At 43.8% G+C, this 13,716-nt stretch carries 11 protein-coding genes and 1 pseudogene; 10 read left to right on the top strand and 2 right to left on the bottom strand.

Going from position 1 to position 13,716, the window contains the following annotated elements:
• Window positions 1–15: 15 nt before the first annotated feature.
• Together KUA48_RS09205 and deoC are read left to right on the top strand one after the other, a co-directional pair.
• Window positions 16–360, top strand: coding sequence for a nucleotide pyrophosphohydrolase (locus KUA48_RS09205; protein ID WP_153073134.1), 345 nt, complete (start codon window positions 16–18; stop codon window positions 358–360).
• A gap of 69 nt (window positions 361–429) precedes the next feature.
• A complete protein-coding gene (gene deoC / locus KUA48_RS09200; protein ID WP_153080718.1) occupies window positions 430–1,365 on the top strand; it encodes a deoxyribose-phosphate aldolase in 936 nt (311 codons plus the stop codon).
• A 169-nt stretch (window positions 1,366–1,534) separates the two neighbouring features.
• Here the strand turns inward: deoC and KUA48_RS09195 are convergent, their stop codons facing one another.
• A complete protein-coding gene (locus tag KUA48_RS09195; protein ID WP_118152530.1) occupies window positions 1,535–2,512 on the bottom strand; it encodes a polyprenyl synthetase family protein in 978 nt (325 codons plus the stop codon).
• A gap of 107 nt (window positions 2,513–2,619) precedes the next feature.
• On the opposite strand from KUA48_RS09195, the gene polA reads away from it, so the two are divergent.
• The 3 genes from polA to KUA48_RS09180 all read left to right on the top strand — a co-directional run bounded on the left by polA (window position 2,620) and on the right by KUA48_RS09180 (window position 6,397).
• The gene (gene polA / locus KUA48_RS09190; RefSeq protein WP_218433279.1) at window positions 2,620–5,382 is read left to right on the top strand and encodes a DNA polymerase I; all 2,763 of its coding nucleotides are present in this window, start codon (window positions 2,620–2,622) and stop codon (window positions 5,380–5,382) included.
• Between the two features lie 360 nt (window positions 5,383–5,742).
• The gene (rd, locus tag KUA48_RS09185; protein ID WP_022120120.1) at window positions 5,743–5,907 is read left to right on the top strand and encodes a rubredoxin; all 165 of its coding nucleotides are present in this window, start codon (window positions 5,743–5,745) and stop codon (window positions 5,905–5,907) included.
• Window positions 5,908–6,013: 106 nt separating this feature from the next.
• Entirely contained in the window at window positions 6,014–6,397 is a 384-nt protein-coding gene (locus tag KUA48_RS09180) for a desulfoferrodoxin (RefSeq protein ID WP_118152531.1), read from the top strand.
• 438 nt (window positions 6,398–6,835) lie between these two features.
• Here KUA48_RS09180 and KUA48_RS09175 read toward each other — a convergent pair whose 3' ends face one another.
• The gene (locus KUA48_RS09175) at window positions 6,836–7,111 is read right to left on the bottom strand and encodes a hypothetical protein (protein ID WP_153080719.1); all 276 of its coding nucleotides are present in this window, start codon (window positions 7,109–7,111) and stop codon (window positions 6,836–6,838) included.
• 454 nt (window positions 7,112–7,565) lie between these two features.
• On the opposite strand from KUA48_RS09175, the gene KUA48_RS09170 reads away from it, so the two are divergent.
• The 5 genes and pseudogenes from KUA48_RS09170 to lgt all read left to right on the top strand — a co-directional run bounded on the left by KUA48_RS09170 (window position 7,566) and on the right by lgt (window position 13,644).
• Window positions 7,566–9,983, top strand: a complete 2,418-nt coding sequence (locus tag KUA48_RS09170; protein WP_218433280.1) for a DEAD/DEAH box helicase — start codon at window positions 7,566–7,568, stop codon at window positions 9,981–9,983.
• Window positions 9,984–10,146: 163 nt separating this feature from the next.
• Window positions 10,147–10,485 carry a hypothetical protein gene (locus KUA48_RS09165; protein WP_147327900.1) on the top strand — a complete coding sequence of 113 codons (339 nt, stop codon included), beginning with the start codon at window positions 10,147–10,149 and terminating at the stop codon, window positions 10,483–10,485.
• A 193-nt stretch (window positions 10,486–10,678) separates the two neighbouring features.
• Window positions 10,679–11,515: pseudogene (gene dinD, locus KUA48_RS09160) on the top strand (DNA damage-inducible protein D).
• 143 nt (window positions 11,516–11,658) lie between these two features.
• Entirely contained in the window at window positions 11,659–12,762 is a 1,104-nt protein-coding gene (gene ychF / locus KUA48_RS09155; RefSeq protein WP_006848895.1) for a redox-regulated ATPase YchF, read from the top strand.
• An 18-nt stretch (window positions 12,763–12,780) separates the two neighbouring features.
• Window positions 12,781–13,644, top strand: a complete 864-nt coding sequence (gene lgt / locus KUA48_RS09150; protein WP_218433281.1) for a prolipoprotein diacylglyceryl transferase — start codon at window positions 12,781–12,783, stop codon at window positions 13,642–13,644.
• Window positions 13,645–13,716: the final 72 nt, after the last annotated feature.

The raw sequence follows: 13,716 nt of genomic DNA, 5'->3' as shown, positions 1-13,716 counted from the left end.
AAAAGAATTAGGAAGATGACAATAAAAGAAGCACAAGAAGCTGTAGATCAGTGGATTAAAGAATATGGCGTACGCTATTTCAGCGAACTGACCAATATGGCTTGCCTCACAGAAGAAGTGGGCGAACTGGCACGTGTCATTGCCCGAACATACGGCGAACAGAGTTTTAAGAAAGGCGAGAAACCTAACTTAGGCGAAGAAATGGCCGATGTTCTTTGGGTGCTTATCTGCCTGGCAAATCAGACAGGGGTTGACTTGACAGAAGAACTCCAGAAGAGTTTTGACAAGAAGACCAAAAGGGATTCTGAAAGACATAAAAACAACCCAAAACTATCTGAGCATCAGAAAGATAAAGAATAAGACAACAAGAATTAAAATTGCTATTCATATAAAAACTTAACTTTAATAATTATATAAATAACATTAAGTATGAGCAGTATTAAAGAACAGGTTCTTGCACAGCAGGGACAGTATAAAGAGTCAGACGACAAGTATTTATCAGTTTTGAAGCAGTACAACTGCAACCTCAACGATGAGGAAGTAGCTGCTGCAGTAAAGAAGATTCTCGATGAAAAGGTAGCAGAGAATGAGACCATGGAGGTCAAGAAGTTCCTCTTCGGTAGCATCGAGTTGACTTCTCTCCATACAGAAGATACAGAAGAAAGCATCCTGAAGATGATTGAAAAGGTGAACCAGTTTGCCAAGGATTATCCTCAGCTTCCTCACGTAGCAACCGTATGTACCTACCCTAACTTTGCCGGCCTTATCAGCCAGAGTCTGGAGGTTGACGGCGTAGAAATCGCTGTAGTAAGTGGCAATTTTCCATCCTCTCAGACCTTTATCGAGGTAAAGATTGCAGAAACCGCTATGGCTATCAAGGATGGTGCTACAGAGGTGGATATCGTAATGCCTGTTGGCAAGTTCTTCAGCGAAGATTACGAGGGTCTCTGCGATGATATTCAGGAACTCAAGGAGACATGCGGAGAGCATAAGATGAAGTGCATTCTGGAGACAGGCGATCTGAAGAATTGCAGCAACATCATGAAGGCTTCTATCCTCGCAATATACTCAGGTTCTGACTATATCAAAACCTCAACAGGCAAGGAGAAGGTCTCAGCTACCCCTGAGGCAGCATACGTTATGTGCCAGGCTATCAAGGCATATTACGAAAAGACTGGTATTCAGATTGGTTTCAAGCCTGCAGGTGGTATCAATACCGTTCATGATGCCGTAGTTTACTACACCATCGTGAAGGAAGTTTTGGGAGAGAAATGGCTGACCAACCAGTGGTTGCGCCTCGGCACATCACGCCTGGCTAACCTCCTCTTGAGCGAAATTCTGGGCAAGGAAATCAAGTACTTCTAAAGATAATTTCAAAGTACCATTAAACATACTTAGAAGGATAGTTTTAAAGTACCATTTAAGATACTTCTAAAGAGAATTCTAGAGTATTGCTTAAAAGAAAAGTAACTGATTATCAGTAGAATACAAAAAACAAAGGGTTGATTCTCTCTGAGAACCAACCCTTTTTATATTAAGCTTTTCTTTCAATCACAAAATCCAAGTAAGCCTTCAAGGCATTGTAAATATCCTTATCCTCCACATAAGTATCGAGGAAATTCATGGCTTCGGCATGGAAATCCCACATGCGCTTATCCGCATATTCTATACCTCCGTTTTCCTTTGTAAATGCCACTAACTGAGCTATTTCATCAGCCGTCACAGTATGAGCCTTTACCTTTCTGGCAAGCTTCATCATCTCCTCATCACCGGTAGACTTCAAAGCATATATTACAGGCAAAGTTAGTTTTCCTTCAACCATATCATTACCAGTAGGTTTACCTATCTCCTTGGAATCATAATAATCAAAGATATCATCACGGATCTGGAAGATGATGCCCAAGTTCTGCCCGAAACGCTTCGCCTCTTCAATCTGCAGTTCTGAAGCATTGGCAGATATCGCTCCGATACCGGCGCAAGCCTCAAAGAGAGCTGCCGTTTTCTGCTTAATCACCTGATAATAAATATCTTCCGATATCTCTTCATTACTGATACTGTTGAGCTGAAGAATCTCACCATTAGACAGGATACGTCCCAACTCAGCAAGATAACGCACGATTTCCTCTGAATGCGAATAAGATACATGAAGCAAGGCGGTGGAAAGAATGAAATCGCCCACAAGCACAGCCACCTTATTATTATAAGTAGCATTCACGCTAGCCTGTCCGCGGCGCTCCTCACTCTCATCAACCACATCATCATGTACCAGCGAAGCGGTATGAAGAAGCTCCAGACCTACCGCAGAATGCTGGGTAACACTGGAAACCTTTCCAAAATTACGTGCCATCAACAAGATGAGTATAGGGCGCATACGTTTTCCAGCGCGCTGACGGATGTGGTCGAGCACCTGGGAAAGGAGGCCATCGCTATGCATAAGAGACTTGTTGAACAAATCTATAAAATCTGCTAATTCTGCCTCTATAGGCAGCTTGATAAGTGATAAATAGTCCATTATATGTGAGTAAATCTACTTAATTTCTGAAATTTGTTACAAAATTAATCAATTCTTCTTGAAATATCGCATTTTTTTAGTAATTTTACACCACAAAAATGAATATTATGGATAAATTGTTCCTTTTAGACGCGTATGCGCTCATTTATAGGTCGTATTACGCCTTTATGAAAGCCCCTCGAATCAATTCGAAGGGACTCAATACTTCGTGTGTAATGGGGTTCTGCAATACCCTCAACGAGATACTTACCAAGGAGAAACCTACCCATATTGCGGTGGCTTTCGACCATGGCAAGACTTTCCGTCATGAGGCTTTCCCTGCATATAAAGCTCAACGAGAAGAGACACCGGAAGACATCAAACTCTCTGTGCCTATCATCAAAAATATCCTGGAGGCATATCATATCCCTATCCTTCAGGTAGATGGTTTCGAGGCGGATGATATCATTGGAACAGTTGCCTTGAAGGCAAGTGAAAAGGGGATGGAAACCTACATGCTCACACCCGATAAGGATTACGCACAACTGGTTCGTAACAATGTTTTCATGTTCCGTCCTCGTCATGGCGGTGGATACGAAAAGTTGGGCGTACAGGAAATTGAAGAGAAATACAGCATCACTTCCCCACTCCAGGTTATCGACCTCCTTGCTCTGATGGGCGACTCAGCTGATAACTTCCCTGGCTGTCCGGGCGTGGGAGAAAAGACAGCCATCAAACTTATCAACGAGTTCGGTAGTGTAGAAGGTCTTATCGAGAACTCTTCTCAAGTGAAAGGCAAGCTCCGCGAAAAAGTGGAGGGTGCAGTAGAAGATATCAGGATGTCAAAGTTCCTGGCAACCATACGAACCGATGTTCCGGTAGAGATCAAGATGGAAGATTTGAAACGGGTAGAGCCAGACAATACAAAATTGGATGAAATCTTCACCGAGTTAGAGTTTAAGTCGTTTGCTAATCGAGTTCTTAACAAACCTAAAAAGGTGCAAACAAAACCTACAGAAGAGCTCGATTTATTTGGCGTACAGCTGGCAGATAGTAAGGGAGAGCCAAAAAACGCGAGTTTTGAGACCCTTAAAACGACCTCTCATTCATATAAACTCATTGATACAGAAGTAGATGCAAAGAAACTTTGTGACTATTTATTGACATTCAATATTCTCAGTCTAGACACAGAGACCACATCTACCGCTGCCATTGATGCAGAATTGGTGGGTTTGAGCTTTGCCGTGAAGGAAAAAGAGGCTTTCTACGTAGCAATTCCAGCAAATCGTGAAGAAGCCTTAAAAATCGTAAACATCTTCAAACCTCTCTACGAGAACCCGGAAATCTTGAAAGTGGGGCAGAACATCAAATACGATTACGAGGTGTTGATGAACTACGGCATAGAGATTCAGGGCAAGATGTTCGATACGATGCTCGCCCACTATCTCATCCAGCCAGAACTTTACCACAACATGGATTACTTGGCAGAAGTATTCCTCAATTATCAGACCATCCACATCGAAGAACTGATTGGTCCGAAGGGAAAGAACCAGAAGTCGATGCGCGATCTCGCCCCATCAGACATTTACGAATATGCTGCCGAAGATGCCGACATCACCTTGAGATTGAAAAATGTGCTCGAACCAAAACTCAAAGAGATAGATTGTGAAGATCTGTTCTGGAATGTAGAAATGCCGCTTGTACCTGTTTTAGCCCACATGGAGATGACGGGAGTATGCATCGACACCGATACCCTGAAGGAAACATCCGAGAAACTCACCAACCGCCTCAATGAGATAGAACATCATATCTATGAGTTGGCAGGCGAATCGTTCAATATCGCTTCCCCACGCCAGGTTGGAGAAATACTCTTCGGAAAGATGAAGATTGTGGAGAAGCCTAAGAAGACGAAGACGGGCCAGTACGTAACAAGCGAAGAAGTTCTTCAGCAGCTGCGCAGCAAGAGTCCAATCATCGATGAAATACTGAACTACAGAGGTTTAAAGAAACTTTTGGGAACCTATATAGATGCCCTTCCAAAGCTTATCAACTCTCGCACCGGTCACATTCATGCCTCTTTCAACCAAGCCATCACAGCCACTGGACGTCTTTCTTCAAGTGATCCAAACCTGCAGAATATTCCTGTACGCGATGACGATGGCAAGGAGATACGCAGATGCTTCATCCCAGAACCAGGCTGCCTGTTCTTCTCTGCCGACTATTCACAGATAGAACTTCGCATCATGGCACACCTGAGCCAGGATCCAAACATGGTAGAAGCATTCCGTGAAGGCTCTGATATTCATGCAGCTACAGCTGCCAAGATTTGGCACGAAGACATCAAAGAAGTAACAGATGCACAGCGCAAGAAGGCAAAAACTGCCAACTTCGGCATCATCTACGGCATCACGACCTTCGGTCTTGCCCAACGCATGAACATCGAAAACCGAGAGGCAAAGCAGATCATAGAAGACTACTTCCGCACCTTCCCTGGTGTTCAGGCTTACATGGAGAAGGCAAAGGAAATGGCAAGAGAGAAAGGCTATGCCGAAACCCTCTTCCAGCGCCGTCGCTACCTGCCAGACATCAACAGCAAGAATGGTACTGTAAGAGGATTTGCCGAGCGCAATGCCATCAATGCCCCTATCCAGGGCTCTGAGGCAGACATCATCAAAGTGGCTATGATCCGCATCTTCAACCGATTCAGAGCAGAAGGCATCAGGAGCAAGATGATTATCCAGGTGCATGACGAACTCAATTTCTCCGTATATCCGGAAGAGAAGGAAAAGGTAGAGAAGATTGTGGTAGAAGAGATGCAGAACGCCTACCACCTCAGTGTGCCTCTGGTTGCTGATGCCGGATGGGGAAACAACTGGCTAGAAGCACATTAGAAAAACCAGAAAGCGGCCGCAAAAACCGCAAGGCAACTTAAATACAAAGAAGCTCGCAAGATACCAAACGTTCATCTTGCGAGCTTTTCTTTTTCGAGATGTTTCACATGAAACAATCAAACATTCTATCAAAACACCACTAAAAAGACAAATAACTCCTTTATTCACAAGTACATCTAGAAATCTTTGTTTATTTAGTTTAAAAAGGATAATAAAATTATAATATTTTCAAATTTATTTGGCTCTTACAGAAATAAAGTGTATATTTGCATTGTAAATCAGAAAGATATGTAAACGCACCTGTCTGATTAAAAGTGAATAGATACAGTAATCAATCAAATTAAGAAAGAAAGGAACATTATGAAGAAATATGTTTGCGACGTGTGTGGTTGGATTTATGATCCAGAAGTAGGTGACCCAGAGGGCGGCATCGCTCCAGGTACAGCATTCGAAGACATCCCAGATGATTGGGTTTGCCCTCTTTGCGGAGTAGGAAAGGAAGATTTCAGCCCTGTAGAGGAATAAGGCTCTTTTGGAGGAATCACCCGAAGGAAATCCTCACAAAGGAATCATCTGAATGAAATACCTGATATTCAGGCAACACATTCATAAAATAATAGGAGGAACCATTATGACAAAAGTTAGAGAAATCTACCGCTGCCAGATTTGTGGCAATGTAGTAGAAGTTGTAAACCCAGGAGCCGTGCTCAGTTGCTGTGGCGAGCCGATGAAGCTGATGAAGGAAAACACCAGCGATGGCGCCAAAGAGAAGCACGTGCCTGTGATAGAACCTATCGAGGGCGGCTATCGCGTAACAGTAGGAAGTGTGGAGCATCCGATGCTACCAGAGCATTACATCCAATGGATAGAATTGCTCACCCCTACCGATGTACTTCGTCACGAGTTGAAGCCAGGCGAAAAGCCTGAAGCAATCTTCCTGACCAACGCAGAAGCCAAGGATGTTACGGCTCGAGAATACTGCAACCTTCACGGGTTGTGGAAGGGGGTAATCTAAAAGATTATGGAAAGGTAAAATCTAAAGGAATACTATAATTCAGGAGGACGTGTCTCTATATCGTAGACACATCCTCCTGATTTTTCATCTATAAATCAAAGTTTTCTCCAAAAAATTTTGGAACTTATTGAAATTATTCGTATATTTGCACCAAATAACTATTATACACGCATTTTTAACAATAATACGATATCATTTAATCATCATTTAATTATAAACATTTAAATCACAACAATTATGAGAAGAACTATTTTTACTTTTATCATGCTTTGTTTCATAACACTAACTCTGCAGGCACAAGATGTCTGAACAGCAGCAGGTTCTAGCACAATCTTCGGTTCTCATTGGAATGAAACGGATACCAGCAATGACCTGACCGATAAAGGGAACGGCATCTGGGAACTCACTTTCACCTTCAATCAGGCAACCAAGGAGGTATCAGCTACAGCTGTACCAAGCGTAACCGACGGCATTAGCCAGATTGCCAGTGACATCAAGACCAAGAAAGTAATCTTCAATCTTCAGGGACAGCGCATTTCTGCTCCAAAACAGGGAGTTTACATCATCAACGGCAAAAAAGTAGTCTTGAAATAACAAATACTTATCATAGTAATCATCAGAAAGGCATTCACCAGCATCGTGAATGCCTTTTTTTAGATAATTTCCCACGATTTTTTCGTATCTTTCATTTATAATGTGTAACTTTGTATCCAATATATTTAAAGCAAAAGAACAATGGCAAAGAACAATAAGCAGACAGCTGGTCAAGATGGTGTCAGCAAAATGATCACCATAATTCTAAGAAATTCATCGCACAACAACTGAACTACGCTCGCACATCAGCTGTTATGCATGCGCACAACAGGTAATGTGCAATCGCACAACAGCTGTTGTGCGATTGCAGAAGGTATCTCTTCCAGCAACTTATCCTATCTTTCCCAACAACTTATCCTATATATCCCAAGGACTTATGTAATATTTTTCAGGTACCTCTCCCGTATATTCCAACGTCTTCACCTATATCGTTGCGCTTCCTCAAGCGTTTCTGTCGGTTTACCATCGTTGATTCTTCCGTCATCTATGATTTTTAGTTAATTTTCCACGATTTCTTTGTATCTTTCATCCATAATGTGTATCTTTGCATTAATTAAAATAAGGCAACATAACAATGGCAAAGAATAATAAGCAGGCAGCTAACCAAGACGGTAACAGCACCAAGAAGGCTACAAAGAAAAAAAAGAAAGTCAAGGTTTCGCATATCGTGAAACCAGAAAACATGACTTTAGAGGAATGGCAAATCAAACTGCGCAAGCAGGTGACCGATATCGAGCACTTTGATATCAGTTGTGTTGATGACGTCCTTTGCCCTGGAGAGTATATCGTTCACAACCCTGAAAAGAACAACGAGTACAAGGTGGTGTATCGTGGAGCCAACAGCGAATGGAATTATTGTTCCTGCATGGATTTCAAGACTTCGAGACTCGGCACTTGCAAACATATCGAAGCCGTCAAGAAATGGTTTGGCGGAAAGAGGGGCGTACATGTACATCGGGAATTACCACCTTATACTTCTGTCTATCTCTCCTATCGGGATGAGCGATGCGTAAAGATTCGTATCGGCTCAGACAACAAGGAGGCATACGAACAGTTAGCCAAAGATTACTTTGACAAGAACCATGTCTTGAAGAAATCAGCCTATGCCCGCATTGGCTCTTTCTTGAAACAAGCTCGCCAAATCAGCGATACATTCAGATGCTATAAAGATGCCATTGACTTTATCATCGATATTCGCGAAAAAGCGAAAAGAATGAAGATTGTGAAGACATACGATGACGAGAAACTCAACAATCTTCTGAAAGTAAACCTCTATCCTTACCAGAAAGAGGGCATCCGCTTTGCTGCAAAGGCAGGAAAGGCTATCATTGCCGACGAGATGGGTCTCGGAAAGACAATCCAAGCTATAGGTACTGCCGAACTGCTACGCAAGGAAAGTCTTATTGGCTCTGTACTCATCCTCTGCCCTACCTCGCTCAAATATCAATGGCGAAGTGAAATCAAGAAGTTTACTGATGCCGAAGTCTTCGTCATAGAGGGAAGTCATCTCAAGAGAAAGGAAGCGTACAATCGCCCGGAACCTTACAAGATTATTTCCTATAATAGTGCCGCCAATGACATCAAGATACTCGGCTGTTTGCAAACCGATATGCTCATCATGGACGAGGTGCAGCGCCTGAAGAACTGGAACACGCAGATTTCCCGTGCGGCAAGAAAGATAGAATCAGATTACTCCGTAATTCTATCCGGTACCCCATTGGAGAACAAGCTCGATGAACTCTACTCTATCGTGGAGTTTGTTGATAATTTCCGCCTTGCCCCTTACTACCTCTTCAAAGACAAGCATATCATTACTGATGAAACAGGAAAAGTTCTGGGTTATAAGAACTTAAACGACATAGGCAAGAAGCTGGGCGATATTCTCATCCGTCGCCGCAAGAAGGATGTGAAACTCCAGATGCCAGAGCGTTCTGACAAGAACCTTTTCATTCCGATGACCAACGAGCAGATGGAGATGCATCAGGAGTGGCAGAACCAGGTACGTCTCCTGATTCTGAAATGGCGCAGGATGCATTTCCTATCCGATAAAGACCGCAAGCGTCTCCTGCTCTTCCTCTCACAGATGCGCATGGTATGTGACAGCAGTTATATCCTCGACCAAAAGACGAGATACGACACCAAGGTGGATGAATGCGTGAACATCATCAGCGACATTATCAGCGAGGAAGGTGAAAAGGTTGTGGTATTCAGTCAATGGGAACGCATGACCCGCCTCATCGCCAAGGAACTGGAGAAAAAAGAAATAGGCTTTGAATATCTGCATGGTGGCGTGCCATCCGAAAAGCGCAAAAACCTGGTAGATAATTTCATGAACGAACCATCGAGCAGGGTTTTCCTCTCTACTGATGCCGGAAGCACAGGCTTGAACCTGCAGTCAGCCGCTACCATCATCAACATCGACTTGCCTTGGAATCCTGCCGTTCTCGAACAGCGTATCGGGCGCATCTATCGCCTTGGTCAGCAGAACAACATCCAGGTTATCAATCTCGTAACACCTGATTCCATCGAGCAGGAAATGCTCGGTAAGTTGCGTTTCAAGACCTCCATGTTTGAAGGCGTTCTTGATGACGGCGAAGATTCTGTATTCATCACAGATGATAAGTTCAGCAAGATGATGGAAACAGTGAGCGGTATGGTGGAAGAGGACGAAGAAACAGAGAAGGCTCGCAACAAACATAAATCTAACGAGAATAAAGAAGAGGTTTCCATCCAGCAGCAAACGAACTCATCTTCGAACGGAGAATCCGTCTCTAATCGCTCAAGTCAGCCAAAGGATTTAGTAGCCCAAGGAATATCTTTCCTCTCAGGTTTAGCCGAAACCTTAAAGTCGCCAGAAGCCACAGCCCAGCTGGTTGATTCCATCGTTGAGAAAGACGAGCAGACAGGCGAAACCTCCATCAAGATACCTGTGGAGAGCAAAGAGACTGTCTCTAATCTCTTGAATCTCATAGGAAAGTTGTTTGCAAAATAAGTCATGGGTAAAAAGAAACATAAGCATCAAGGACATTATTGCAAGATGTGTGGAGAGTATAAATCCAACGAGTCGTTCAGTGGTAAAGGACACAGACTGCACATCTGCAAGAAATGTATATCAATAAGAAATAAGGCTAAAAAAGAAAAGAAACGTTTAGAACATGATAGAATTAACGAAGTCTCAGAAGAAAACAGCTCGCAAGCTCATTAATTTGGGCTTGCAGCGAGAGTGCGCCAAGTTCATGCAATCTACCAAAGATTTCATGAACAAGAACGCATCAGCAGAGGATGCACACGATGCATACCTCAAACTATATGATAAGGTATACCAATTCGACAAGCATATCGCTCGCCGATACGATGGGATGTCAGGAGGTAGATATTACATCACCGTATGTTACCTATACTATGACGGAGTATTGACTGACGAAGACATCCGAGAGTTTGACGATGAGCTATATAACAGTTTGAAAGAAGCCAAGAAGTCTTTTCAAAATTAAACGATATGAGTTACACAGAATATTCTTGTAGCAGACTAACTTTTAAAATATGTTTGTTCTACCAAAAGAAATTGGAGATTTAGGAGAGATACAAGTATTTATTGATGAGCAAAGAAGGAAATAAATAACCTTTTCCTTGCTACAACCAAATAAAAAGCGTAACTTTGCCGAAATATCATAAAAATAAGCAATTATGAAGGAAGAAGAAATCAAAGAATTGTTCGAGCAATTCGAAGCTATTGCCAACGAATACGAAGGCGTAGAATGTTGGAGCGCAAGAGAACTTGCACAAGTGTTGGGTTATTCCAAATGGGAAAGATTTGAAGGAGTCATCGAGCGAGCTAAAGACGCTTGTATCAACGCTGGCGAAATGGTAGAATATCATTTTCCCGGCGTTGGGAAAATGATACCTCTTGCTAAAGGTGCTCAGCGTGAAGTCAAAGACTACATGCTGACTCGTTATGCTTGCTATCTCATTGCCTAAAACGGTGATCCACGCAAGCCACAAATCTCTTTTGCCCAAAACTACTTTGCCGTACAAACTCGCCGAGCAGAATTGGTGCAAAAGCGTTTGCTGGAATACGAACGTGTACAAGCACGTGCAAAACTTGCAGAAACAGAGAAGCGTCTCTCTGGTGTGCTGTATGAAAGAGGGGTGGACAGCAAAGGCTTTGCCATCATTCGCTCACTAGGTGACAAGGCGTTGTTTAATCTCGACACGGCTCTTCTCAAACGTAAATTGGGTGCTCCTAACAGCCGACCTCTCGCCGATTTCCTTCCAACACTAAATATTAAAGCTAAAGATTTTGCTGCAGAAATGACTTCTGTCAACGTTCAGCAAAAGGATTTGCATGGTCAGCAAACTATCTGTCAAGAACATGTCGATAATAATAAGGCTGTTCGTAATATGATGCTCCAACGTGGCATTGTGCCAGAAAATCTTCCTGCAGGTGAAGACGTCAAGAAAGTAGAACGCAGATTAAAATCTGACGAAAAGACATTGACCAAAAAGAATAGCAAAAAGAAATAATATCTATCATAATTCTATAACTAGAGAAGATGTAAGGATTTCACTCGTCATCTATGATTTTTAGTTAATTTTCCACGATTTCTTCGTATCTTTCATTTATAATGTGTAACTTTGCACCGGAAATTTAAACGTTTAAAGATAAAATGGCATTAAAATGTGGTATTGTAGGCCTCCCAAACGTGGGTAAGTCTACACTGTTCAACTGTCTGTCTAGTGCGAAGGCACAGGCAGCTAACTTCCCTTTCTGTACTATCGAACCAAACTTGGGCGTCATCACCGTACCAGACGAGCGACTCAACAAGTTGGCAGAGATTGTTCACCCAGGACGCATCGTCCCAGCTACTTGCGAAATCGTGGATATCGCAGGTCTCGTAAAGGGTGCCAGCAAGGGCGAAGGTCTTGGTAATAAATTCTTGGGAAATATCCGTGAGTGCGATGCTATCATCCACGTAATCCGCTGTTTCGACGATGACAACATCGTGCGCGAGGGTGGCGCTAAGGTTGATCCTTTGGAGGATAAGAGCGTCATCGATACAGAGTTGCAGCTCAAGGACCTGGAAACTATCGAATCTCAGCTCACCAAGCAGAAGAAGACTGCTGCAGCAGGCAACAAGGATGCTAAGACGATGGTTACCGTTCTGGAGGCTTACAAGGCCGAACTGGAGCAGGGAAAGAACGCTCGTGGCGTTACTTTCGAAAGCAAGGAAGAGCAGAAGGTGGCTCACGACCTCTTCCTCCTCACTACCAAGCCTGTGCTCTACGTGGCCAATGTTGACGAGGCTTCTGCCAAGACCGGCAACGAGTATAGCAAGAAGGTAGAGGAAATCGCCAAGGAAGAAGGTGCTGAGTGCATGGTCATCGCTGCAAAGACAGAGGAAGACATCGCATCGCTCGAAACCTACGAGGACAAACTGATGTTCCTCGAAGAACTCGGACTGGAAGAGAGCGGCGTAAACCGACTCATCAAGAAGGCATACGCCCTGCTGAACCTCGAAACATTCATCACCGCTGGTGAGATGGAGGTCAAGGCATGGACCTATCACAAGGGCTGGAAGGCTCCTCAGTGTGCCGGCGTCATCCATACCGACTTCGAGAAGGGATTCATCCGTGCAGAGGTTATCAAGTATGATGACTATATCAAGTATGGCTCTGAGGCTGCAGTACGCGAGGCTGGTAAGCTCGGCATCGAGGGCAAGGAGTACGTCGTACAGGATGGTGACATCATGCACTTCCGGTTCAATGTATAATCCTATTCTTCTACGGTTATGATAGCAAATCTGCTTAACTATATCGTATGGGACCCAGACCCAATTCTGGCTCATCTGGGTCCTATGACCATCCGCTACTACTCCACCTGCTGGATGATTGGTCTGCTGCTGGGCTATCTGCTCGTGAGCAAGCTTTACAAGCAGCAGGGGCTCTCAGATGAGAAGTTCTCCCCACTGTTTCTCTACATCTTCTTAGGTGTACTGATAGGTGGCCGTTTGGGACATTGCATCTTCTATCAGCCGGAATATTTCCTCACCCAGTGGGATCACTTCATCGAGATGCTGATACCTGTTCACCACATGCCAGACGGCAGTTGGAAGTTTACGGGTTATGAGGGACTGGCGAGCCACGGAGGCGTATTCGGCATGTTCGTCGGCATCTGGCTCTATTGCCGCAACATGAAGGTGAGCGGCTGGGTAGTGCTCGATAATATGGGTATCTGCTCAGGCATTACAGCCACCTTTATCCGTTTGGGCAATCTGATGAATTCAGAGATTATCGGCAAGGTAACCGATGTGCCTTGGGCATTTATCTTCGTTCGCGAAGACCAGTATCCACGCCATCCGGGTCAGCTCTACGAGGCTTTGGCATACTTCTGCTTTTTCCTCCTCATCCTATTCATCTACAAGAAGAGAGGACCTAAGAGCGTAGGCACCGGTTTCTATTTCGGTCTTTGCCTTACTCTCATCTTCACCTTCCGCTTCTTCATCGAATATACGAAGGAGATTCAGGTGGCATTCGAGGCAGGTCTGCCTATGGATATGGGACAGATATTGAGCATTCCGCTCATCATCGCCGGTGTATGGAGCATCGTTTCCAGCACAAAGAGAGCGAAAGAAAAGAACGTAGAGGCAAAATAATATTAGACGACTTATTTTCAGATTATAAAAATCCCTCCTCGTGCAACAGCATCTGCTGCCACGGGGAGGGAT

Source organism: Segatella copri, from assembly GCF_019249795.2.
Taxonomy (GTDB): domain Bacteria; phylum Bacteroidota; class Bacteroidia; order Bacteroidales; family Bacteroidaceae; genus Prevotella; species Prevotella copri_B.
The sequence above is the reverse complement of the archived record's forward strand: the minus strand, read 5'-3'. Positions and strand labels throughout refer to the sequence as shown.